The 23,253-nt window shown below is 72.7% G+C and carries 22 protein-coding genes; 9 read left to right on the forward strand and 13 right to left on the reverse strand.

Annotated features, from left to right (window positions below):
- Positions 1-311: 311 nt before the first annotated feature.
- The 4 genes from ACIQ8J_RS02595 to ACIQ8J_RS02610 are packed head-to-tail and all read right to left on the reverse strand — an operon-like array spanning position 312 to position 4,288.
- Positions 312-1,598 (reverse strand): bifunctional RNase H/acid phosphatase, encoded by a 1,287-nt coding sequence (locus tag ACIQ8J_RS02595; RefSeq protein WP_403264036.1) that lies wholly within the window; start codon positions 1,596-1,598, stop codon positions 312-314.
- Complete coding sequence (locus ACIQ8J_RS02600) at positions 1,599-2,342, reverse strand: zinc ribbon domain-containing protein (RefSeq protein ID WP_403265180.1); 744 nt, start codon at positions 2,340-2,342, stop codon at positions 1,599-1,601.
- Complete coding sequence (locus tag ACIQ8J_RS02605; protein ID WP_403264038.1) at positions 2,339-3,187, reverse strand: Nif3-like dinuclear metal center hexameric protein; 849 nt, start codon at positions 3,185-3,187, stop codon at positions 2,339-2,341. The genes ACIQ8J_RS02600 and ACIQ8J_RS02605 overlap by 4 nt, the downstream gene beginning before the upstream one ends.
- A 48-nt stretch (positions 3,188-3,235) precedes the next feature.
- Entirely contained in the window at positions 3,236-4,288 is a 1,053-nt protein-coding gene (locus tag ACIQ8J_RS02610) for an ABC transporter substrate-binding protein (RefSeq protein WP_403264040.1), read from the reverse strand.
- A 224-nt stretch (positions 4,289-4,512) separates the two neighbouring features.
- Between ACIQ8J_RS02610 and ACIQ8J_RS02615 the strand changes: the two genes are divergently transcribed.
- Positions 4,513-5,637 (forward strand): hypothetical protein, encoded by a 1,125-nt coding sequence (locus ACIQ8J_RS02615; RefSeq protein WP_403264041.1) that lies wholly within the window; start codon positions 4,513-4,515, stop codon positions 5,635-5,637.
- Between the two features lie 55 nt (positions 5,638-5,692).
- On the forward strand, positions 5,693-5,839 hold the full coding sequence (locus ACIQ8J_RS02620; protein ID WP_403264043.1) for a hypothetical protein: 147 nt from the start codon (positions 5,693-5,695) through the stop codon (positions 5,837-5,839).
- A gap of 66 nt (positions 5,840-5,905) precedes the next feature.
- On the opposite strand, the gene ACIQ8J_RS02625 is transcribed toward ACIQ8J_RS02620, so the two are convergent.
- Genes ACIQ8J_RS02625 through ACIQ8J_RS02635 form a run of 3 tightly spaced genes read right to left on the reverse strand, consistent with a single transcriptional unit; the run spans position 5,906 to position 8,881 of the window.
- The gene (locus ACIQ8J_RS02625; protein WP_403264045.1) at positions 5,906-6,868 is read right to left on the reverse strand and encodes a 3-oxoacyl-ACP reductase; all 963 of its coding nucleotides are present in this window, start codon (positions 6,866-6,868) and stop codon (positions 5,906-5,908) included.
- Positions 6,869-6,916: 48 nt separating this feature from the next.
- Entirely contained in the window at positions 6,917-7,993 is a 1,077-nt protein-coding gene (locus tag ACIQ8J_RS02630) for a Zn-dependent alcohol dehydrogenase (RefSeq protein ID WP_403264047.1), read from the reverse strand.
- Between the two features lie 33 nt (positions 7,994-8,026).
- Positions 8,027-8,881: a MaoC/PaaZ C-terminal domain-containing protein gene (locus tag ACIQ8J_RS02635; protein ID WP_403264048.1), complete on the reverse strand. Its 855-nt coding sequence runs from the start codon at positions 8,879-8,881 to the stop codon at positions 8,027-8,029.
- A 284-nt stretch (positions 8,882-9,165) separates the two neighbouring features.
- Here ACIQ8J_RS02635 and ACIQ8J_RS02640 point away from each other — a divergent pair, with 284 nt between their 5' ends.
- From ACIQ8J_RS02640 to ACIQ8J_RS02650, 3 genes are read left to right on the forward strand one after another with little or no spacing between them, the layout of a single operon-like run.
- Entirely contained in the window at positions 9,166-9,471 is a 306-nt protein-coding gene (locus tag ACIQ8J_RS02640; RefSeq protein WP_403264050.1) for a hypothetical protein, read from the forward strand.
- 56 nt (positions 9,472-9,527) lie between these two features.
- The gene (locus tag ACIQ8J_RS02645; RefSeq protein WP_403264051.1) at positions 9,528-10,736 is read left to right on the forward strand and encodes a sensor histidine kinase; all 1,209 of its coding nucleotides are present in this window, start codon (positions 9,528-9,530) and stop codon (positions 10,734-10,736) included.
- Positions 10,737-10,771: 35 nt separating this feature from the next.
- On the forward strand, positions 10,772-11,404 hold the full coding sequence (locus ACIQ8J_RS02650) for a response regulator (RefSeq protein ID WP_403265183.1): 633 nt from the start codon (positions 10,772-10,774) through the stop codon (positions 11,402-11,404).
- Positions 11,405-11,423: 19 nt separating this feature from the next.
- On the opposite strand, the gene ACIQ8J_RS02655 is transcribed toward ACIQ8J_RS02650, so the two are convergent.
- From ACIQ8J_RS02655 to ACIQ8J_RS02665, 3 genes are all read right to left on the reverse strand, one after another.
- A complete protein-coding gene (locus tag ACIQ8J_RS02655) occupies positions 11,424-12,872 on the reverse strand; it encodes an MFS transporter (protein ID WP_403264052.1) in 1,449 nt (482 codons plus the stop codon).
- Positions 12,873-13,136: 264 nt separating this feature from the next.
- Positions 13,137-14,348 (reverse strand): lipid-transfer protein, encoded by a 1,212-nt coding sequence (locus ACIQ8J_RS02660; protein ID WP_403264054.1) that lies wholly within the window; start codon positions 14,346-14,348, stop codon positions 13,137-13,139.
- A gap of 14 nt (positions 14,349-14,362) precedes the next feature.
- Complete coding sequence (locus tag ACIQ8J_RS02665; RefSeq protein ID WP_403264055.1) at positions 14,363-16,525, reverse strand: acyl-CoA dehydrogenase; 2,163 nt, start codon at positions 16,523-16,525, stop codon at positions 14,363-14,365.
- Positions 16,526-16,740: 215 nt separating this feature from the next.
- Between ACIQ8J_RS02665 and ACIQ8J_RS02670 the strand changes: the two genes are divergently transcribed.
- From ACIQ8J_RS02670 to ACIQ8J_RS02685, 4 genes are all read left to right on the forward strand, one after another.
- Positions 16,741-17,334 carry a class I SAM-dependent methyltransferase gene (locus ACIQ8J_RS02670; RefSeq protein ID WP_403265186.1) on the forward strand — a complete coding sequence of 198 codons (594 nt, stop codon included), beginning with the start codon at positions 16,741-16,743 and terminating at the stop codon, positions 17,332-17,334.
- Positions 17,335-17,587: 253 nt separating this feature from the next.
- Positions 17,588-18,550, forward strand: coding sequence for an N-acetylmuramoyl-L-alanine amidase (locus ACIQ8J_RS02675; RefSeq protein ID WP_403264057.1), 963 nt, complete (start codon positions 17,588-17,590; stop codon positions 18,548-18,550).
- A gap of 144 nt (positions 18,551-18,694) precedes the next feature.
- Entirely contained in the window at positions 18,695-19,549 is an 855-nt protein-coding gene (locus ACIQ8J_RS02680; RefSeq protein WP_403264059.1) for a hypothetical protein, read from the forward strand.
- Between the two features lie 99 nt (positions 19,550-19,648).
- The gene (locus tag ACIQ8J_RS02685) at positions 19,649-20,659 is read left to right on the forward strand and encodes an LLM class F420-dependent oxidoreductase (RefSeq protein ID WP_403264060.1); all 1,011 of its coding nucleotides are present in this window, start codon (positions 19,649-19,651) and stop codon (positions 20,657-20,659) included.
- 21 nt (positions 20,660-20,680) lie between these two features.
- Here ACIQ8J_RS02685 and ACIQ8J_RS02690 read toward each other — a convergent pair whose 3' ends face one another.
- From ACIQ8J_RS02690 to ACIQ8J_RS02700, 3 genes are all read right to left on the reverse strand, one after another.
- Positions 20,681-21,253, reverse strand: coding sequence for a hypothetical protein (locus ACIQ8J_RS02690; protein ID WP_403264062.1), 573 nt, complete (start codon positions 21,251-21,253; stop codon positions 20,681-20,683).
- A gap of 87 nt (positions 21,254-21,340) precedes the next feature.
- The gene (locus ACIQ8J_RS02695) at positions 21,341-22,417 is read right to left on the reverse strand and encodes a prenyltransferase (protein ID WP_403264063.1); all 1,077 of its coding nucleotides are present in this window, start codon (positions 22,415-22,417) and stop codon (positions 21,341-21,343) included.
- A complete protein-coding gene (locus ACIQ8J_RS02700) occupies positions 22,414-23,157 on the reverse strand; it encodes a class I SAM-dependent methyltransferase (protein WP_403264064.1) in 744 nt (247 codons plus the stop codon). The genes ACIQ8J_RS02695 and ACIQ8J_RS02700 overlap by 4 nt, the downstream gene beginning before the upstream one ends.
- Positions 23,158-23,253: the final 96 nt, after the last annotated feature.

Raw genomic sequence — 23,253 nt, forward strand, 5'->3', positions numbered from 1 at the left:
CCAACCCGCAGCCGCCCACGGCAAAGACACCCCACCGGAAGCTCAGCCTTCACTACCCGGCAGAACGGGCACGCGGGAAGAAGGCCGCCAGACACCACAGGCGAACGACCTTCCGACCACCAACCCGCAGCCGCCCACGGCAAGGACACCCCACCAGAGGCTCAGCCTTCACCACCTGGCAGAACGGGCGGGCGGGTGGGAGACGTCGGACACCACCGGTCCGCAGACGCCGGCGGCGTGCAACCCGCCACGGGATGGCCGAGCCCTCCGACCCCGGGTGACGGGCGGGCGGGTGGGCTAACGCCCCCCCCTCAGCCCAAATACCCCGTATCGTTCAGCAACCGCACAGACGCATTCCCGTCCCCGTAATACGCCACCGCCGACAGCGACGCCGCCGACAGTTCCATCCGGAACAGGGACTCCGGGGGCGCCCCCAGGGCCAGTCTCACCAGGGTTTTGATCGGGGTGACGTGGGTGACCGCGAGCACCGTGCGCCCGGGGTACGCGGCGATCAGCCGGTCCCGGGTCGCCGAGACCCGCCGCGCCACCGTCGCGAAGCTCTCGCCGCCCCCCGTCGGGGCCGCCTTCGCCGAGGCCAGCCACGCGTCGAGGTCGTCCGCGTACCGCTCGCGCACCTCGGCGAAGGTCAGCCCCTCCCACGCCCCGAAGTCCGTTTCGCGCAGGCCCTCTTCGATGCGGACGTCGAGCCCGAGGCGGGCCGCCACCGCCGCCGCCGTCTCGCGGCACCGCCGCAGCGGGGACGAGACGATCGCCTGGACGGTGCCCCGGGCGGCCAGCGCCGCCGCGGCCCGTTCGGCCTGGCCGCGTCCGACGGCCGACAGCTCGGGGTCGGATCCGCCGCTGCCGGAGAACCGCTTCTCGGGCGTGAGCGCCGTCTCACCGTGCCGCAGCAGCAGGAACGTGGCGGGTGCGCCCAGATCCGGGGCCGCCCCCCAGCCGACGCTCGGCGTGGCGGCCGCAACCGCCTTGTCCCGTACGGCAGTTGAGGCGACGGTCGAGGCAGAAGCAGAGGACACGGCCGCGGCACCCGCCAGCGCCGCCCGCGCCCTGGCCGCACCCGCCGCCGCGTCCCCGACCACCCGCGCCGCACCCGCGTCGCCGGACGGGCCGGACCTCGACAGCTCGGCCATCGAAGCCGACGGCTCCCACCGCTTCCCGCGCTTGCCCGCGTCCATCGCCTCGTTGGCCAGCCGGTCCGCGTGCTTGTTCCGCTCGCGCGGGATCCACTCGTACGACACCTGCGAGGCGGGCAGGATCCGCGCCGCCTCCGCCGCGAGCGGCTTCATGTCCGGGTGCTTGATCTTCCAGCGCCCCGACATCTGCTCCACGACCAGCTTGGAGTCCATGCGGACCCGCACGACCGCCGCCGGGTCGAGCTCCTTGGCGGCCCGCAGACCGGCGATCAGCCCCTTGTACTCGGCGACGTTGTTCGTCGCGACGCCGATGTACTCGGCCGCCTCGGCGAGCGTCTCGCCGGTCGCCGGGTCGAGGACGACCGCGCCGTACCCGGCGGGACCCGGGTTGCCCCGGGAGCCGCCGTCGGCCTCGATGACGAACTGCCGTACCGCGGAAGGCACTTACAGACCCGATTCCGACGTACGCACCAGAATGCGGCGGCAGTTCTCGCAGCGCAGCACGGCGTCCGGGGCGGCCGCCTTGACCTCGTTCACCTCGGTGATGTTGAGCTCCAGGCGGCAGCCCTCGCAGCGGCGCTGGTAGAGGCGGGCCGCACCGACGCCGCCCTGCTGCGCGCGCAGCTTGTCGTAGAGCTTGAGGAGGTCGGCCGGTACGGAACCGGCGACGATCTCGCGCTCCTTGGTCACCGAGGCGGCCTCGGCGTCGAGCTCGCCCAGCGCGGCGTCGCGGCGCTGGGTGGCGTCGTCGGTCTTGGACTGCACGGAGGAGACGCGCTCGGTCAGCTCGGCGGCCCGCTCCTGCGCGGACTCGCGGCGCTCCATGACCTCAAGGACGACGTCCTCCAGGTCGCCCTGGCGCTTGGCGAGCGAGGTGAGTTCGCGCTGGAGGCTCTCCAGGTCCTTCGGCGAGGAGACGGCGCCCGAGTCGAGGCGCTGCTGGTCGCGGACGGCGCGCTGGCGCACCTGGTCCACGTCCTGCTCGGCCTTGGTCTGCTCGCGGGCGGTGTCGCTCTCCTCGGTCTGCGCGGCGACGAGCAGGTCGCGCAGCTGCGTGAGGTCCTTGGTCAGCGATTCGATCTCGGCGTGCTCGGGCAGCGAAGTCCGCTTGTGGGCGAGCTGCGACAGGCGTACGTCCAGCGCCTGTACGTCGAGGAGGCGGATCTGGTCGGCGGGCGCGGCGTTCAGTTGGGGGCTCCATCAATAGAAGGGGAGGTGTGGTGGGCGGACCACGGGTCGGTGACCGTCTTCGAGACGTGGACCCTGAGGTCCCAGCCGTGGCGGTCGGAAATCTCGTCGAGCTGAGCGGCGGCCTGCTCGCACCAGGGCCATTCGGTGGCCCAGTGCGCGGCGTCGATCAGTCCCAGCGGTGAGTGCCGCACGGCCTCCGACACCGGGTGGTGACGCAGGTCGGCGGTGAGGAAGGCGTCGGCTCCCGAGGCCCGTACGGCGTCGAAGAGGCTGTCGCCGGAGCCGCCGCTGACCGCGACCGTGCGGACGGTCACCCCGGGGTCGCCCGCGACGCGGATGCCCTGCGCGGTGGCGGGCAGGGCGGCGGCGGCCCGCGCGGCGAACTCGCCGAGCGTCATGGGATGGTCCAGCTCGCAGACGCGGCCGAGCCCGCGCCGTCCGGCGGGGTCGGTGGGGTCGGGCACGAGGGGGCGTACGACGCGTACGTCCAGGGCGCCCGCCAGCGCGTCGCTCACGCCCGGGTCGGCGCTGTCGGCGTTGGTGTGCGCGACGTGCAGCGCGATGTCGTGCTTGATCAGGGTGTGCACGACGCGGCCCTTGAAGTGGCCGGCGGCGACCGTGGTGGTGCCGCGCAGATAGAGCGGGTGGTGGGCGACGATCAGGTCGGCGCCCAGCTTCAGCGCTTCGTCGACGATCTCCTGAACCGGGTCGACGGCGAATAGGACCCGGCGCACTTCGGCGTCGGGGTCGCCGCAGACGGTGCCGACGGCATCCCATCCCTCGGCCCGCTCGGGCGGCCAGAGGGCGTCGAGCGCGGCGATGACTTCAGACAGACGGGGCACGGACACAGGTTACCTGCGCTCCGCGCCCCGCCGGTCGGCCGCCGGGAGCTACTTCCGGACGAGGAAGCCGCGCAGGTCGTCCAGGACCGAGTCGGCGGCGGTGACGCCGAGGCCGAGGTACCAGGTCTCGTCCTTGACGTCCTTGGCCCGCCCGGCCTTGACGGCCTTCAGGTTCTTCCACAGCGGGTTGGACTCGGCGCTCTCCCGCTTGGACTTCTTCGGGTCGCCGTAGACGCCGGTGAAGATCCAGTCGGCGTCGGCCTGGTCAATGGTCTCCGGGCTGACCTCGGTGGCGAGGTCGACGGCCTGCTGGTTCTCGGGGCGCGGGATGCCGGCGTCGTCCAGGATGGTGCCGATGAAGGAGGCCTTGGCGTAGAGGCGGACCTTGCCCGGCAGGTAGCGGAGCATCGTCACGGTGGGCTTGTTCGCGCCGAGGTCCGTGCCGAGCCGCTTCGCCTTGGTCTCGTACGCGGCGAGCTCGGCCTTCGCCTCGGCGGTTCTGTCCAGAGCGGCGGCGTTGAGCAGAAAGTTCTGCTTCCAGGGGAAGCCGGGGCGGATCGAGAAGACCGTGGGGGCGATCTTGGCGAGTTCCTTGTACTTGTCGGCGGCGCGCAGCTGGCTGCCGAGGATGAGGTCCGGCTTCAGTGCGGCGATCGCCTCCAGGTTGAGGCTGTTGATGGTGCCGACGTTCTTCGGGGCGCCCGCGCCCTTCTTCAGATAGCTGGGGATGCCGTCGTCGCCCTCGGTGGGCGCGTAGCCGACCGGCTGGACGCCGAGCGAGACGACGTTGTCGAACTCGCCGACGTCGAGGACGACGACCCGCTTGGGCTGCGCCTTGATCTCGGTGGCGCCCATCGCGTGCTCGACGGTGCGCGGGAACTGGCCGGGCTTGGCGTCGGTGCCCATCTTCGCGGTCTTCTCGGCGGCCGCGGCGAAGTCCTTGCCGCCCTGTGCGACGGACTTCTTGCCGCCCGCGTCCGCCGTGGCCGAGGCCGACGCCGAGGCCTTGTCCCCGCCGTCACTGCTTCCGCAGGCCGCGAGGGAGAGCCCGGCGGCCACGGCGAGGGCGACGGCGGCGGTGCCGCGGCGGCTTGGGGACATCACAGGCTCCTGTACAGCGGGAATCGAGCGGGGTACGCCGTGCCGCACCAGCGGCCCAGTGCGAGTTAGGTACGCCTTACCTTACATAAAACGTTCCTGCACAGACGCCTCCCCCCGCACAGCAAAATCGCCCGACAGCCACCCTTTGGTGTGAAGCGAGTGGTCTCGTGTTGTTCGTCAGGAAGTGCGAAAACTAGCTTCGTGGGCCGGAGGTGAGCCATCTGATGACGGCTTTGGCCATCGAGACCGCCGCCGGGGGCGGCACGGTCGGGAGTACGGGATTCGCGATCACCGCGAACGGCGCGTACGCCGCGAGGCTGGTACGGAAGGGCGGCGAGGGGGACGCCTGGTTCCCGGAGCGCTGGACGCTCGACGGCCCCGAGCCGTACGCGGTGCCGCTCCCCGGCAACCAGCCGGAGGAGCCGGACACGGGGGTGCTGCCCATGGCGGACGGCAGGGTGCTCATCCACCGCCGGGTCGCCGACCGGCACTCCTTCGCGCTGCTCTACCCGACCGGCCCCGGCACCGGCGAACTGCCGCTGGGCGCGGTCGACGCGGCGGCGGGCGCGCTCACCCTGCTCCCGCCCTCCCCGGACGGCAGCTGCGCCTACGCCCTGGCGGCCGGCCCGGACGACACCGCGCTGTGGCTGGTGGCGGGCGGCGCGTTCGGGCCCGAGCCGGTGGCCCGCGTCAAGGGGCGCTGCTCGGGCGGGGTGTGGCTGGACCGGACCGGCCGGGTGCTCGCCCTGGACCGGGACCTGGACGGCCGCACCAAAACGGTGGCCGTCGACCTGGAGCGGGGCGGCGAGGTCACCGAACTGCTGGAGATCACCGAGGACAGCGACGACCGGCTGCTGCTCGCGGACGCCGACAGCGGGCTGATCCTGATCCGCTCCAACGCCCCGGGCCACGACCGGCTCGGCTGGGGCGTGCTCGGCTCCGCCCTCCCGGTCCGCTTCCCCGAATGCCTGCGCCTCGCGGACGCGGCCGTCACCCCGTTCGCCATTCAGCCGGGCCAGGTCCTGATGCCGGAATCGTGCCAGGTGGCCCTGCGCATCGACGCGGCGAGCGGCAGCTGGCTCGGCATCTGGCGCCCGGCGGGCCGTCATCTGCACCAACTCGCCGCGCCGCAAGGGTGGTTGGCGGGCTACGGGCTGTGGACGCGGGAGGGGGTGCTGAGGCTCCCGTGCAGCACGGACGCGAACCCCTGCGCGGTGCTCGGCGTGCCCGCGCCGCCGGACCCCGCGCCCGCCCCCGCACCGCCCCCCGTCAGGCCCGCCGCCCCCAAGCCCGTACCCCTGGCGCAGGCACCCCTGACCGGCCGTCGGCAGCCGTCAGGAGATCGTTAGAATCGGCGCGCTGTACGAGGGATACATGAACACAACAACGGGGTGACCACAGCTCATGTCCAACCAGACCGACACCCGTCCGCTGGAGACGGGGAACGACAGCGCAGGCAAGCACCGGGGCGGGGCCGCGTCGACCGAGGACTCGGCGACGCCGGCCCACGGACGCCACCGCCGCGAGGAGAACGCGGGCAGCAACGCCTGACCTGCCATACGGCCGAGGCCCCCGGGGTGCACCACCCCGGGGGCCTCGCCTTTGCCGTACGTCCGCTCAGCCCCGCTTGAGCCCGAGCACCTCGGCCGCCGCGAAGGTCTCGTTCGCGGGCCTGTCCGCGTAGTACGGGGAGAGCAGCTCGTCCAGCTCCTGGTACGAGAAGGCCTCCTTCGCCGAGTCGAACTTGGCGGCCACCCTGGGCCGTTCGACGATCGCGACCATTGCGCCGTGCACCACGAGCAGCTGCCCGTTGACCCCGGCGGCCGCGGGGGACGCCAGATAGCCGACGAGCGGCGAGACGTGCTCGGGTGCCAGCGGATCGAGCTGCCCCTCCCCCGGCTCCTGGCTGCCTGAATTTGCTGGAATGGCAGCGAACACGTCCTCGGTCATGCGGGTGCGGGCGCGCGGGCAGATGGCGTTGGCCGTGACCCCGTACTTGCCGAGCGCGAGGGCGGTCGAGGTGGTGAGGCCGACGATGCCGCCCTTGGCCGCCGCGTAGTTGGGCTGGCCCGCAGAACCGGCGAGGAAGGCCTCCGACGAGGTGTTGACGATGCGGCCGTAGACCGGGCCGCCCGCCGCCTTGGAGCGCTCGCGCCAGTGCGCGGCGGCGAAGTGGGTGGTGTTGAAGTGCCCCTTGAGGTGCACGTGGATCACCGAGTCCCACTCGGCCTCGCTCATCGAGAAGATCATCCGGTCCCGCAGGATGCCCGCGTTGTTGACCAGGATGTCGAGCTTGCCGTACGTGTCGATCGCCAACTGGACGAGTTCGCGGGCCTGTTGGTGGTCGGCCACGTCCCCGGTGTGGGCGACGGCCCGCCCGCCCGCGGCCCGGATCTCGGCGGCGACCTCCTCGGCGGGGCCCTTCGACGCCTGGCCCGAGCCGTCGCGCCCCGGCTGCCCGAAGTCGTTGACGACGACGGCCGCGCCGAGCCGGGCGAGTTCCAGCGCCTCGGCCCGGCCGAGCCCGCGCCCGGCCCCGGTGACGATCGCGGACAGGCCTTCAAGTGGCAGTGCTGCCATGCCGGTTGGATCCTCTCGCAGTCGGATGGACCAGATCTCGGTGCGGGTTCAGATCTCGATGCAGGTGCGGAGCGCTTCTCCGGTACGCATCTGGTCGAGGGCGTCGTTGATCCCGGCGAGCTGCACCCGGTGGGTGATCAGGCTCTCCAGGTCGATGCGGCCCGCCCGCCACAGCGCGATGGCCCGCTCGTAGGAGCGCAGCACGTCGCCGCCGCCGTACAGGGAAGGCAGGATGCGCTTCTCGTCGAAGAACAGCTCGAACATGTTGACCTGGAAGAAGTCGTCCATGGCGCCCGCGCCGACCACGCACAGGGTGCCGCCGCGCCGGGTGTTCTCGTACGCGGTGCGGGCGGTCGCGGACCTGCCGACCACCTCGAAGACGTAGTCGAAGCCCTCGCCCGCGGTGACGCGCTGCTTGGCGTCGGCGAACTCCTCGGGCGAAACCGCCTCGGTCGCACCGAACGTGAGGGCCGCCTCGCGCCGGGACGCGACCGGGTCGACCGCGACGATCTGGGCCGCGCCCTGCACCCGGGCGCCCTGGATGGTGGAGATGCCGACCCCGCCGCAGCCGATGACGGCGACCGACGAACCCGCCTCCACCTTCGCGGTGTTGATGGCCGCGCCGAGCCCGGTGGTCACCCCGCAGCCGATCAGCGCGGCGATCTCGTACGGCACGTCGTCGGGGATCGGCACCGCGCAGCCGGCCGCGACGACGACCTCCTCGGCGAAGGTGCCGGTGCCCGCGAAGCCGAACACGTCGCCGCCGGGCCGCTTGAAGTTGGGGGTACCGGCGTTCATGAACCCGGCCAGACAGAGCTGCGTCTGGCCCCGCTTGCAGGACGGGCACGCCCCGCACGCGGGCAGCCAGCACATCAGGACCCGGTCGCCCGCCTTGAGGCTCGTGACGCCGTCGCCCACGTCGATGACCTCCCCGGCCCCCTCGTGGCCGGGGACGAACGGCGCGGGCTGCGGAAGCACGCCGCTCATCGCCGAGAGGTCGGAGTGGCAGAGCCCGGTGGCGCGGACGCGGAGCTTGACCTTCCCCGGGCCGAAGCCGACCGCCTCCACGTCGTCGAGCACATCGAGCTTGTCCTGGCCGATCTCGTGCAGTACGGCTGCGCGCATGGTGCGGCTCCCTCAAGTCCCTCGGGAATCAGGTCAGTTGTGTGCCACGATCGTGTCGGCGAGGACCGGCGCGTCGTCCCGTTCGACGGCCGTCACCGACACCTGGACGCGGCCGGGGCCCGACCACATCCGGATGCGCAGGGTCTCGCCCGGGAAGACGACCCCGGTGAAGCGGGTGGCGTACGAGCGGACGCGGGTCACATCGCCGTCGAGCAGCGTGTCGACGACGGCCTTGAGCGTCATCCCGTACGTGCAGAGCCCGTGCAGGATGGGCCGGTCGAAGCCCGCGAGCTTGGCGAAGTCGGGGTCGGCGTGCAGCGGGTTCCAGTCCCCCGAGAGCCGGTAGAGCAGCGCCTGTTCCTCGCGGACGGGCCGCTCCACCACCTGGTCCGGGGCCCGGTCGGGCTGCTCGACGCGCGCCGAGGGCCCCCGGTCCCCGCCGAAACCGCCCTCGCCGCGCACGAAGATCTGCGCGTCGCTGGTCCACAGCGGCCCGTCCGCGTCGGCGGCCTCGGTGCGCAGGACCAGGATGGCGGCCTTGCCCTTGTCGTAGACGGCGGCGACGCGGGAGGTCGAAGTCGCCCTGCCCCGTACGGGGATCGGCCGGTGCAGGGTGATGGCCTGCCCGCCGTGCAGCACGGCCGCCAGGTCCACGTCGATGCCGGGCGCGGAGAGCCCGCCGACCACGCCCATCCCGGCGCCCGCGACGGTCGCGAAGGAGGGCAGGACGTGCAGCCGGGACTCCAGGGTGTAGCGCAGCTCGTCGGGATCGGTGGCCGGGGCGCCCGCCCCGAGCCCCAGGTGGTAGAGCTGTACGTCCTTGTGGTCCCAGGCGATCTCGGTGGACCGGGGCTCGGCGGCGACCGCCTTCGCGGCATCAATGGGCATGTGGATGCTGCTCCTTGAGCGTTGTGCGGGCACGGGGAAGACCTCGGCGCGGTCGTCCGCACCGTCGGCCGCACCGAGGCCGTACTGGACCGGGCCGAGGACCCGTTCTAGAACGCGTTCTAGGCCGATGGCCCCTAGGTATAGCGCACGCCCCGGCAGTTGGGAAGGCTCCTGACGCTACGTCAGATCCGCTCGCGGGCGCCCCGCACCATGACATTTGTCCTGACCAGCTCCGTACAAGCGCATCTGGGGCGGCCCCCGCCGCGCTCCGTAGCGTTCGGGGCATGACGCAGACGACGACACAGAGCGCCACCGCGGTCCGCTTCAGCGGGGTGGTCAAGCCCTACGGGGCGGTGCGGGCCGTGGGCCTCGCGATCCCGGGCGGGCTGCGGTTCCCGGTCACGGCCTTCCCCAACTGGCTGCGTTCGATCGCCGAGTACACTCCGACCCACCGCTTCGCCGGCCTCGGCCGGGCCACCTCGCAGGGCCACGCCCCGGGTGCGGCCACCATCGCGCTGATGGCAGCCTGGCTGCTGGCCTTCGGTTCGTACGCCGTGGTCTCCTGCCGTCGGTCCGCCCGGACCGCGTGAGCACACGGACACCGGGGCCGGGCGAGCGCATGGACCATCAGTACGGGGAGAACACGATGCCATCACTGCTGCCGAAGCTGCCGCCGAGGGGCGAGCGCCTCAAGGCCGAGGAGTTCCCCGGCCCGCCCGCCAACGGCTACGCCTTCCTGCCGTGGCTGCTGATGGGCACCGGCGCCGTCATCGAGGTGGCCAAGGGAAAGGTGGGGCACCCCTGGCTGGGCGGCGCCGGAATCGTCGCCTTCGCCGTCCTTTACGGGAAGGTCGTCTTCCGCGCCTTCGACAAGCAGCGCCGCGACGGGCGGACCACCTTCGTCCTGCTCGGCGCGCTGGCCGCCGTCACCTACGCCCTCGGACTCGGCTACGGCGGCAGCTGGCTGCTGTTCTTCCCGCTGCTCTCGCTGGCCTGCGGCGCGGTGCTGCGGGACAAGCGGCTCGGCTTCGTGATCCTGGCGCTCGCGGCTTCGGTGGGGGTGATCTCGGGGATCAGGACCGGCGACCCCTGGGACAACATGACCATCGCGTACGGGACGTTCATGTCCGGCATGGTGATCGCGGCGCTGCTCTCCCTCTCCGAGACGGTCCGCGAACTGCGCGACACCCGGCAGGAGCTGGCCCGTACCGCGGTCGAGAAGGAGCGCCTGCGCTTCTCCCGCGATCTGCACGATCTGCTGGGCCACACGCTGTCCGTGATCGTGGTGAAGTCGGAGGCCGCCCGCCGGATCGCCCCGCGCGACCTGGACGCGGCGCTCGGCCAGGTCGCCGACATCGAGTCGGTCGGCCGGCAGGCGCTCACCGAGATCCGCGAGGCCGTCACCGGCTACCGCGAGGGCAGCCTCGCCACCGAACTCGACCGGGCCCGCTCGGCGCTGAGCGCCGCCGAAGTCGAGCCGGTGGTACGCCAGTCGGGCCCGCCGCTGCCCGCGCAGGCCGAGGCCCTGCTCGGCTGGGTGGTCCGCGAGGCCGTCACCAACGTCGTACGCCACAGCGCGGCGACCCGCTGCGACATCGTGGTCGACGGCGCGCCGGAACGCGTGACCCTGACCATCACCGACAACGGCAAGGGCGCCCCCGCCGCGCCCTCCCCCGCCCCCCGCATCGGCGGCACGGGCCTCAAGGGCCTCACCGAACGCCTCGCCGCGGCGGGCGGCTCCCTCACCGCGGGCCCCGCCCCCCGCACCGGCTTTCAGGTCACCGCCGAACTCCCCGTGGACCCCCAGGACGCGGCCCTGGACACCGAACTGACCACGGCCCCCGAACACCGCTGAGGACGGGCGGCGCATACCCTTGCCGCGTGGACGAGATGCCCGAGAACCACCGGCCGGCCAAATCCGTAAGAGTTCTCCTCGCCGAGGACCAGGGCATGATGCGCGGTGCGCTCGCCCTGCTGCTCGGTCTGGAAGAGGACATGGAGGTGGTCGCCCAGGTGTCGGCGGGCGACGAGATCGTGCCCGCGGCGCTCGACTCCCGCCCCGATGTGGCCCTTCTGGACATCGAGCTGCCGGGCAGGAGCGGTCTGGACGCGGCCGCCGACCTCCGCGAGGAGGTGCCGGACTGCCGGGTCCTGATCCTCACCACGTTCGGCCGCCCCGGCTATCTGCGCCGCGCGATGGAGGCCGGCGCGGCGGGCTTCCTCGTGAAGGACGGCCCGGTCGAGGACCTCGCCGAGGCGATCCGCCGGGTGCTGCGCGGCGAGACGGTCATCGACCCGGCCCTCGCGGCCGCCGCCCTCAGCGCGGGCCCCAGCCCCCTGACCGCCCGCGAACGCGACGTGCTGAACGCCTCGGTGGACGGAGCGACGGTCTCCGACATCGCGGGCAAGCTGCATCTGTCGGAGTCGACGGTACGGAACTACCTGTCGTCGGCCATCGGCAAGACGTCCACCCGCAACCGCATGGAGGCGGTGCGGGCGGCCCGCCAGCAGGGCTGGCTGTAGCGGGCACCCGGGGGCTCCCTCAGACCCCGGAGGGGCTGGATTTCGGACTGGACGCACCCGAAACCCTGGGCAGCCACAGCAGCGCCAGCACCACGCTGCCCAGCAGCACGAACCCGCCGACGCGGAAGGCGAGCGCGTAGCCCGCCGTGAGGGACTCGGGGGTCACGGCGGAACCCGTCCGGGACGCCGCCACCGTGGACAGCACGGCGAGCCCCAGCGCCCCGCCCATCGTCCGGGACGTGTTGATCAGGCCCGACACAAGACCCGCCTCGCCCGGCGCGGCCCCGGACGTGGCCAGCGCCGCCAGCGGCGTGGTGGCGAGGCCCGCGCCGGTCATCATCAGGACACCGGGCACCAGGATCGACAGCCAGTACGGATCGTCCGCCCGCATCGTGGACTGCCAGCCGAACCCCGCCGCGGTGACCAGCATGCCCAGCACGGTCAGGTTCCGCGCCCCCGTTCTCGGCATGAGGCGCGGCGCCAGCTTCGAGCCGAGGACGACGCTGAGCGAGCTGGGGATCAGGGCGAGCCCGGCGCCCAGCGGGCTGTAGTCGAGCACGTTCTGGGCGTACAGCGTCATGAAGAACCAGGTGCAGAACATCGCCGAGCCGCACACGAACATCACCGCGTTCGCGGCCGAGACCGCCCGCAGCCGGAACAGGCGCAGCGGCATGAGCGGCGCCGTCGTGCGCGACTCGACCACGAGGAACGCGAGCAGCAGCGCGAGCCCGCCCACGAGCGGGACCAGCGTCCCGGACGCGCCCCAGCCGCCCTGTTCGGTCTGGACGATGCCGTACGAGAGGGTCGCGAGCCCGGCCGTGACGAGGACGGCGCCGGGCAGGTCGAGGCGGTGGCGCTCACCGGCCCGCGACTCGGTGATCCAGAGCGCGGCGCCGAGCAGGACGAGCGCGCCGACGGGCACGTTGATGAGCAGCACCCAGCGCCACGACAGCGCGTCGGTGAGGAGCCCGCCGACGAGTCCGCCCGCCGCGCCGCCGCCCGCGCCGACCGCCGCCCAGGTGCCGATGGCCCGGGTGCGGGCGGCGCCCTCGGGGACGGCGGCGGTCAGGATGGTGAGGGTGGCCGGCGCGAGCACGGCGGCGCCGAGTCCCTGCGCGGCGCGGGCGATGAGCAGCTGCCAGCCCTCCTGGGCGAGGCCGCCGCCGAGGCTGGCCGCGGTGAACAGGCCGAGCCCGACGAGGAACATGCGCTTGCGTCCGTAGAGGTCACCGGCGCGGCCGCCAAGCAGCATGAACCCTGCGAAGGCGATGGCGTACGCGTTGACGACCCACTGCAGTCCGTCGGCGCTCATGCCGAGGCCGGTGCGCATGGAGGGGAGGGCCACGTTGACGACGGACACGTCGAGCACGACGAGGAACTGCCCCGCGCAGGCGGCGAGGACGACGGGCCAGGTGCGGGAGGTTCGGGTGGGTGCGGATATGTGGGTGTCAGCGGGGGCTTGGGGCATGCGGGTAATGGTTGCACCTAGCAGGTGGCCCTTGCATCCATTTCTGGCCGCAATCCCGGCGGTCCGATGGTCCCAGGGGGTGTCCGGTGGGTCAGGGTCGGACAGGGCGCGGCGGCTGGTGCGGTGCATCGCAAGGCGCCGGAGCGGCTTCATAGCGGAGCTATGGGGACGTTTCGGCAACGCGGCGAGGTGCCGTGCCAGCCGCCGCGACCCCGGCCATGACCCACCGGACACCCCCTAGGCCCGAAACCCTCGGAGGCTCCGCTACCCGCGCCGCAGCACCGTCACCACCGCCGCGCCGCCGAGACCGATGTTGTGCGCGAGGCCGACGCGCGCGGCGGGGACCTGGCGCGGCCCCGCCTCGCCGCGCAGCTGCCACACCAGCTCCGCCGCCTGCGCGAGCCCCGTCGCCCCCAGCGGATGCCCCTTCGAGATCAGCCCGCCGGAGGGATTGACCACCCAGCGGCCGCCGTACGTCGTCGCCCCGGACTCCACGAGCTTCCCGGACTCCCCCGCCCCGCACATCCCCAACGCCTCGTACGTGAGGAGCTCGTTCACCGAGAAGCAGTCGTGCAGCTCGATCACGTCGACGTCCTCGATGCCGAGGCCGCAGCGCTCGTAGGCCTGCCGCGCCGCCTCCCGCGACATCGGCTGCCCGACCGCGTCGATGCAGCTCCCCGAGGCGAACGACTCCTCCGTGTCCGTCGTCATCGCCTGACCCGCGATCTCAACTGCCTTGTCCCGCAAACCGTGTTGGGCCACGAACCGCTCCGAGACGACCACGGCCGCCGCCGCGCCGTCCGACGTCGGCGAGCACTGGAGCTTGGTCAGCGGGCGGTGGATGGTCTTCGCGGCGAGCACCTCCTGGACCGAATAGGTGTCCTGGAACTGGGCGTTGGGGTTGTTCGCCGAGTGCCGGTGGTTCTTGGCGCCGACCGCGGCGAGCTGTGCCGGGGTCGTCCCGTAGCGCTCCATGTGTTCGCGGGCCGCGTTGCCGAAGATCTGCGCGGTGGGCGGTGACATCTCGAAGCCGTGGCGGGCCGCCATGACGCCGTAGTGGCGGGCCACCGGCGAGGTGGCGCCCCAATCATCAGCGGCTGCGCCGCGGGCGCCGTCCGAGCCGCCACCCAGCGCGCCCCGCTTCATCTTCTCGAAGCCCAGCGCGAGCACGCAGTCGCTGACGCCGCCCGCCACGAACTGCCGGGCCAGCATCAACGCACTCGCGCCGGTCGCGCAGTTGTTGTTGACGTTGTAGACCGGGACTCCGGTCAGCCCCAGTTCGTACGCCGCCCGCTGCCCCGCCGTCGAGGCCTGGAAGCAGTAGCCGACCGGCACCTGTTCCACCACCTCGTACGGGACCCCCGCGTCCGCCAGTGCCGCGCTCCCCGCCTCCTTCGCCATGTCCCAGTACTGCCAGTCCCGGGACTCCGGCTTCTCGAACCTGGTCATGCCTACGCCGACGATGTAGCTCTTCACGACAGGGGAACCCTTCAGTCTCGGGGCAGGCCGAGGATGCGCTCGGCCACGACGTTGAGCTGGACCTGGGTGGTGCCGCCCGCGATGGTCAGGCAGCGCGACATGAGGAAGCCGTGCACGGCCCGCTCGCCGGGGCCTTCGGTGACCGCGCCGTCCGGGCCGAGGAGTTCCAGGGCGAGCTCGGCGATCTTCTGCTGGTGCGGGGTCTGGACGAGCTTGCGGACGCTGGCCCCGGCGCCCGGCTCCAGGCCGGACACCTGCTGCATCGTGGTGCGCAGTCCGATGCAGGCCAGCGCGTGCGCCTCGGCGGCGAGCGCCCCGATACGTGCCCGGCAGGCCCCGTCGAGGTCCCCGGCGCGGGCGATGAGCGCTTCGAGGCCGGTGTCGAAGGTCAACTGGTCGGCCATGTGGACGCGTTCGTTGCCGAGGGTGTTGCGGGCCACCCGCCAGCCGCCGTTCACCTCGCCGACCACGGAGTCGGCGGGCAGCAGCGCCCCGTCGAAGTAGACCTCGTTGAAGAGGGAGTCCCCGGTGATCTCCTTCAGGGGGCGGATGTCGATCCCGTCCGTCCGCTTCATGTCGACGAGGAAGTACGTCAGCCCCTGATGCTTGGGGGCGTCCGGGTCGGTCCTGGCGAGCAGGATGCCGAAGTCGGCCCACTGCGCGGCGCTCGTCCACACCTTCTGGCCGGTGACGCGCCAGCCGCCGTCCTCGGTGCGTTCGGCCCTGGTGCGCAGCGAGGCGAGGTCGGAGCCCGCGCCGGGTTCGGAGAACAGCTGGCACCACAGCAGTTCGCCGCGCAGGGTGGGGCCGAGGAAGCGGTCCTGCTGGGGCCCGGTGCCGTACGCGAGGAGCGAGGGCACCACCCAGGTGGCGATCCCGAGGTCGCTCACCTTGACCCCGGCTCTCGCCAACTCCTCCTGAATCACCAGCTGTTGGACCGGTCCCGCGCCGAGTCCGTACGGGGCGGGCAGGTGCGGGGCCGCGTACCCGGTGGGCGCGAGGGCCCGGCGCGCCGCGCCCGGGTCCAGGCCCCGTACGCCCTCGATCGCGGCCCGCGCGGGCCCGCGGAAGTGCTCGGCCCGGGGCGGCAGCTCCATGCGCAGTTCCCGGCGCGCCCCGCCGCGCGCGAACCGCACGGCCCGCAGCCGGTGGGCGTCCCCGTTTCCGAGCAGCTGGCGGGCGACCAGGGCCCGGCGCAGATACAGGTGGGCGTCGTGCTCCCAGGTGAAGCCGATGCCGCCGAGGATCTGGATGCAGTCCTTGGCGCAGGTGTACGCGGCGTCCAGCGCGGTGGCCGCGGCGAGGGATGCGACGAGGCCGCGCACCTCGGCGGGCTCGTCCATGGCCCGCGCCGCGTCCCACACCAGCGCGCGGGCCTGCTCGACCCGTACGAGCATGTCCGCGCAGAGGTGTTTGATCCCCTGGAACCGGCCGATGGGGCGCCCGAACTGCTCCCTGACCTTGGCGTACTCGGCCGCCGTCTCCAGTGCGCGGGCCGCGGTGCCGCAGGACTCGGCGGCGAAGAGGACGGCGGCGAGGTCGCGGACCAGCGCGGAGTCGACGTCCAGGACCCGGCCCGGTGGGACCACGACACCCTCGGCGCGCACCTCGGCGGTGGGGCGGGTCGGATCCGCGCTCTGATGCGTACGGATCCGCAGCGCTTCGGCGTCCACCGCGAGCCAGAGCGTCCGGTGGTGGGCCTCGGCCGCGAGGATCACCAACTCGGCCTGGCCCGCGGCGAGTACGGGCGGGGCCGCGCCGTCGAGCAGCCAGCCGCCCTCGCAGCCGACGGCGGTGAGCGTCCCCGCGCCCAGGGCCACGGCCGCGGTCCGGCGCCCTTCGGCGATGTCCGCGAGGAGGTCTCGGTGGCGCCCGGCGCGGCGCAGCAGCTCGGCGGCGAGCGCACCGCAGAGGTACGGTCCGGGCAGCGCCGCGCGCCCGGCCTCCTCAAGGACGACGGCGAGCTCGGGCAGGGCGCCCCCGCCGAACTCCGCGCCGAGGTGGATCCCGAGCAGCCCCTGTTCGGCGAGCCCGTCCCAGTACTGCGGCCGGGCTCCGGCCGCCCCGGGCGCGTCCAGGAGTTTGCGCACCTCCTCGACCGGCACGGCCCGCGCCAGCCACCCCCGCACCGCCTCGGCGAGCTCCCGCTGTTCTTGCGTGATCGCGATGCCCATGTACGCCCTCACCCGTCGCCGGACCCGGAACGGCGCAAGAGTAGAACACGTTTCAATCTGACGGAAGGTCAGATCCGTCCGACGTTCCCCGCCCGGACCCGCCGCGGCGGCGTACGGCACCATGGACCGCCCACACACCTACGACCCAAAGGAGCCGGGCCGTGGCCACTGTCCAGCCTCAGATCCTGGCCGCCTTCGAGGCGGCCAAGGGCTTCATGCCCGTACGGGAAGGCCTCGCGCTGTACGCGGCGGCCACCCGGGCCGGGGCGCTCGGGCTGCCGCTCCTGGAGGTCGGTACCTACTGCGGGCGCTCCACGATCCTGCTCGCCGAGGCCGCCCGCGAGAGCGGTACGGTCGCGGTCACCGTCGACCACCACCGCGGCAGCGAGGAGCAGCAGGCGGGCTGGGAGTACCACGACCCGACGCTCGTCGACGCGGAGGTCGGCGCGATGGACACGCTGCCCACGTTCCGCCGGACGCTGCACGCGGCCGGCCTGGAGGACCACGTGATCGCGGTGGTCGGACGCTCGCCGCAGGTCGCGCGGGCGTGGGGCGGGCAGCTCGGCTTCGTCTTCATCGACGGCGGGCACACCGACGAGCACGCGACCGCCGACTACGAGGGCTGGGCGCCGAAGCTCGCCGAGGGCGGCACGCTGGCCATCCACGACGTCTTCCCCGACCCGGCGGACGAGTTCACCGGCCAGGCCCCGTACCGCATCTACCTGCGGGCCCTCGAATCGGGCGCCTTCACCGAGGTCTCGGCGACCGACTCCCTGCGCGTCCTGCGACGCACGGCGGCCGCGCTGTGACACGTCGCGGCGCCGGGTATCCGGGCGCCGGAGGATCGCGCCGCTAGGGGGTGCCCAGTGGATCGGGGTCGAACAGGCCGCGGCGTCTGGTGCGGTGCATCGTAAGGCGCCGGAGCGTCTTCAATGGGGGTCCCCCCTGGCCCTTGAGGCCTTGGGGGAGGAGCTATGTGGACGTTTCGGCAACGCGGCGAGGCGCCGTGCCGGACGCCGCGGCCTCGGCCCTGATCCGCCGGGCATCCCCTAGCATCGCAGCGTGTCGTACGACAGCGAGTCACAGAACCCTGACAGCCGGTCGCGCCGTGTGCGCGGCCGGGCCCTCGTCACCCTCGCCGCCCTCGCGCCGACCGCCCTCGCGGGGTGGCTCGTCTGGCAGGCGATGGGCGGGCCCGGCGGGCAGGACGACAAGCCGCCGCGGGTGCTGCCCCTGCCGAGCCGCACCGAGCAGTCCGCGCGCCCGGGGCCGGGCACCGCGACGGTGACCGTGACGGCCACGCCCGCCTCCCCCTCGCCCCCGGCCGCGTCCAAGGGCCGCCCCGGCGGCGGACCGCTCGCCGGAAAGACCGTCGTCATCGACCCGGGTCACAATCCGAATAACTTCCGGCATACGACCGAGATCAATGAGCAGGTCGACATCGGAACGAACAAGAAGGAATGCGACACCACCGGCACCGACACCAACGACGGTTATACGGAGGCCGAGTTCACCCTCGATGTGTCGCACCGGATCAAGGCGATCCTCGAAAAGCAGGGCGCGAAGGTCATCTTCACCCAGAACAACGACCGGACATTCGGCCCGTGCGTGGACGAGCGCGCCCGGATCGGGAATCAGGCCAAGGCCGATGCCGTCGTATCGGTGCACGCGGACGGCGCGGAAGAGGGCCAGCGCGGCTTCCATGTGATCCTGCCCGCGCTGGTGAAGGGCGGCGCCGCCAACACCGCGCCGATCATGGGGCCGTCGCGTGAACTCGGTGTGCGGATCGCGGGGAAGTTCGTCCAGGACACCGGCATGAACGCCTCCAACTACGTGGGCGACGGCACCGGTCTGGACACCCGCAGCGACCTCGGCGGGCTCAACCTGTCGACCGTTCCGAAGGTGTTCATCGAGTGCGGCAACATGCGTGATTCCCGGGACGCGCCGCTCCTGAAGAGTGCGGACTGGCGCCAGAAGGCGGCCCAGGGCATCTCCGACGGCATTACGTCGTTTCTCGGCGGGTAGGCTCCCGACCCGCCGTACGGCCCACGGACGCAGACGATAGATTCTTCCGCACAGGGGGAACCACCTAGAGCTTCACGCCGTGTGCACGTACACCGGCGGCAGCGATGACCGCCCCGACGAGACGACGCAAAAGAGGACTTTTACGTGAACATCCGCTCCCTCACACGAGGCGACGGCGTGGTGATCGGTGCAGCGGTGGTGCTGTTCATCGCCTCGTTCCTGGATCTCACCTCCGCTCCGAGCTGCACCGGTCAGTTCTGCCCCAACATCAGCGCGCCGAACGCGTGGGACTCGCTCTCGCTCCTGATGAGCATGTTCCTGGCCGGGATCATCGGTGCGGTGCTGTTCGTCGTCGGCCGTTCGCTTCCGCAGCCGAAGAAGGTCGTGGGCCTCGACGTCACGCAGTTCGGTGTCGCGTTCACCGTCTTCGCCGCGTGGACCGCGTTCTGGACGATCGTCGACGCGCACGGCTCCGGCGCCGGCCTGATCCTCGGCCTCATCGCCGCGCTGGCGCTGGCCGCGGGCGCCGTCGCCGCCCCGCTGGTCGGCGCGCTGAAGGCGCCGCTGGTCGGCGCCCCGGCCCCGGCCGCCGGCCAGCCCTACGGCTACCCGGGCGCGGCCCAGCCGGCCGGTGGTTACGGCTACCCCGGCGCCGCCCAGCAGCCGTACGGCGCACAGCCCGGCGACCCGAGCCTGGGCGGTCAGCCGCAGGCCCAGGCGCAGCCGTTCGGCGCGCAGCCCGCCCCGGACCTGGCCAAGGACGCCCAGGCGCAGCCCGCCGCGGCCGCCGCCCCGGCCGGTGACTTCGCACCGTTCTGGTTCGCGGTCCCGGTCGCCCGCCCGCTGTACGCGGAGGACGGCTCACCCACCCCGATCGCCGAACTCGCCCCCGGCACCTGGTACCTGGCCGTCGACCAGCGCGGCCCCGGTCTGGTCGCCCAGACGCAGGACGGCCGCCGCGGCGTCCTCCAGGACACCACGGGCATCCAGCGCGGCTGATCTCCCGCCACCTCCACGGCCCCTCGCCCCCTTCCGGGCGGGGGGCCGTTGCCCTACAGTCCCCTGACGGATCGTCAGATCACTGGAGGGGGACGGCACATGCGCCTGGGACTCGCACTCGGCTACTGGGGGCGCGGCCCCCACCCCGGCCACCTCCAACTGGCCCGCGCGGCCGAGGAGTTCGGCTACGCCTCGGTGTGGACGGCCGAGGCCTGGGGCTCCGACGCGTTCACCCCGCTCGCCTGGATCGCCGCGCACACCTCCCGCATCCGGCTCGGCACCGCGGTCGCGCAGATGGCCGCCCGCACCCCCACCGCCACCGCCATGCACGCCCTCACCCTGGACCATCTCTCGGGCGGCCGGATGATGCTGGGCCTCGGCCTCTCCGGGCCGCAGGTCGTCGAGGGCTGGTACGGCCGCCCGTTCCCGTCGAGCCCGCTCACCGCGACCCGCGAGTACGTCGACGTCATCCGCCAGGTGCTGCGCCGCGAGGCCCCCGTCGAACTCGACGGCCGGTTCCACTCCCACCCCTACGGCGGCGCGGACGGTACGGGCCTGGGCAAACCCCTCAAGTCCATCACCCACCCCCTGCGCCCGGACATTCCCGTACTCCTCGGCGCGGAAGGCCCCAAGAACATCGCCCAGACCACCCGCATCGCGGACGGCTGGCTCCCGCTGTACTGGTCGCCGACCCGCACCGACGTGTACGCGGCCTCGCTGGCGGGGTTGCGGGACGGCTTCCTGGTCGCCCCCATGGTCCGCGCCCACGTCTGCGACGACGTGGCCGGGGGCCTGCTCCCGGTGAAGGCGATGCTGGGCTTCTACATCGGCGGCATGGGCCACGCCGCCCGCAACTTCCACGCCGACCTGATGGCGCGCATGGGGTACGGGGAGGCGGCCCGCCGCATCCAGGAGCTGTTCCTGGCGGGCCGCCGCGACGAAGCGGTCCGGGCCGTCCCGGACGCCTTCGCCGACGAGATCTCCCTGGTGGGCCCGCGCCAACGCATCGCGGAACGCCTGGAGTTGTGGCGCAAGGGCCCGGTGACGGACCTGCTGATCACATCACCGGACCCAACGACCCTGCGCACGTTGGCGGACTTGAACGCTTAGCGCTGGGCGGACGCGGGGTGCTCAGCCACCCAACTGGCTGGCAGAGGGCACCTGGTCGGTCACCGGCGCTCCCGCGCTCGCGCCCGCGTTCTTCACCCCGCCGATCACGTTCTGGAACTGGTTGACGTCCGCGTCGCTCGCGTCCCCCTTGCGCAGCTTGTCGCCGAGGCCCTTCAGCGAGTCGATGCCGGACCCCAGCGGCGCGAGGGCCTTGGACAGCAGCGGGTCGCCCTTGGCGTTCTCCGTGGCCGCCTTCAGGCGGTTGTACGTGAACGCTCCGGCCAGGCCCGCCTTGACGAGGGCGAACGTACGGCCCTTGGCGCCCTTCTTGAACGTGCCGGCCTTGAACGGCTTCACGATCCACTGGTAGGCGGCGCCGGCCGCGAGACCCGCGTTCGCGACGAAGCGGGTCTTGGCGAGTCTCTGGCGCTCGGCGGAGCCGGTCGGCGAGGGGCTCGCCGCCGCGTTCTCGGCCGCCGTCAGACTGCTCTGGGTGGTCTTGGTCTGGCCTCCGCAGGCGGTCGTCGACACCAGGACGGTGCTGGACAGGACGACCGCCACGACTATGCGGCGGATGGGGAGCGTACTGGGCACGATGACCTCCGGGGGATGTTTCGGGCCTCCCAGGCAGCCTCACCCGCCTCCCCGCACTCCGCCACTCGGGCGACTCCGTACGAGTGGCTAGCCGCAGCAGTACGGGGCGAGCCCCCGGGGCAGGCGGTCGCCGCCGAAGACCGCCGTCGTCGCCTCGTCGCCGCCCAGCGCGGCCACCGCGAGGAGCAGGGAGCCCGCCGTCCACGTGGTGAGCTCCTCCGGCCACACCGCGCGGTTGCCCTCGAAGACGTACCCCGTCCAGTACATGCCCGACGCCGGGTCGCGCAGGTGCCGGATGGACTGGAGGATCTCCAAGGCCCGGTCGGACTCCCCCATCGCCCAGAGCGCCAGGGCCAGTTCGCAGCTCTCGCCGCCGGTGACCCAGGGGTTGGGCAGCACGCAGCGCACCCCGAGAGCGGGGACCACGAAGTCGTCCCACCGCGACTCGATGCGCTGCTTGGCGTCGGCGCCGGTGAGCGCGCCGCCGAGGACCGGGTAGTACCAGTCCATGGAGTAGCGGGACTTGTCGAGGAAGCGTTCGGGGTGGTGCTGGATGGCGTGCGCGAGCGCGCCGGCCGCCAACTCCCAGTCGGGCTGCGGCTCTTCGCGCTGCTCGGCGATGGCGAGCGCGCAGCGCAGGGCGTGGTGGACAGACGAACTGCCGGTGAGCAGCGCGTCGTTGACCGCCGTGCCGTCCTCCTCGCGCTTCCAGCCGATCTGCCCGCCGGGCTGCTGGAGGGCGAGGACCCATTCGACGGCCGCGAAGACGGCGGGCCACATGCGGTCGAGGAAGGTGTCGTCGCCGGTGGCGAGGTAGTGGTGCCAGACGCCGACGGCTATGTAGGCGACGAAGTTGGACTCCCGGCCGTGGTCGGTGACCCGGTCGTGCTCGCCGTCGTGGTAGGCGGCGTACCAGGATCCGTCCGCGTTCTGGTGCCGGGCGAGCCACGCGTAGGCGCGCTCGGCGGCCCGGTGCTCGCCCGCCGCGTCGAGCGCCATCGCGGCCTCGGTGTGGTCCCAGGGGTCCAGGTGGTGCCCGCGGAACCAGGGGATGGCGCCGTCCTCGCGCTGGGCGGCGAGGAGTCCGGCGACCGTCTGCGAGGCCTGCCCGGCGGTGAGCACCCCGGGCAGCACGAGGTGTTCGGTGCGCTCCGGCGAGGTCACTTGGCGGCGCTCTCAGGCAGGTGAGGCTTGGTCGCGTACGCCACGAAGCTCTTGCCGACGACCGGGTTGAGCGCCTTCTCGGCGAGCCGGGTGACCGTGCTGATGCCGGGCGTCTTCATGATGTCCCAGACCAGGAGCTGGTGGTACGCCTTCACCGGCAGCGCCTTGTCGTTGTCGACGCCGAAGGCGCACTTGAGCCACCAGTACGGCGAGTGCAGCGCGTGCGCGTGGTGGGTGCCGTACGGCTTGAGGCCGGCCTGCTTCATCTTGCCGATCAGCTCGTCCGCCTTGTAGATGCGGATGTGGCCGCCCTCGACCTCGTGGTAGGCGTCCGACAGCGCCCAGCACACCTTCTCGGGCCCGTACCGCGGCACGGTGACGGCTATGCGGCCGCCGGGCCTGAGGACCCGGACCATCTCGGCGAGCACGCCCTTGTCGTCGGGGATGTGCTCCATGACTTCCGAAATGATCACGACGTCGAAGGACTCGTCGGGGAAGGGGAGGTTGAGCGCGTCCCCCTCCATCGCCGTCGCGGTGGCTCCCTCGGGCGCCTCCCCGGCCTCCTTCATCGCGGCGAACCACTTGGCGACCTCGCGGATCTCCTCGCCGTTCTGGTCGAGCGCCACGACCTGGGCGCCGCGCCGGTAGCACTCGAAGGCGTGCCGGCCCGCGCCGCAGCCCAGGTCGAGCACGCGGTCGCCCGGGGCGAGCGGGAAGCGGGAGAAGTCGACGGTCAGCACGGGTGCCTGCTTTCGCGGACGGGGAGACGGAGAGGGGGTCGGCCGGGGTTTCGGGGGCGCCGGGTCACCAGGCGTCCCCGGGGGCGGGCGCGGCGC

It is taken from the genome of Streptomyces sp. NPDC094147, from assembly GCF_044764265.1.
Taxonomy (GTDB): domain Bacteria; phylum Actinomycetota; class Actinomycetes; order Streptomycetales; family Streptomycetaceae; genus Streptomyces.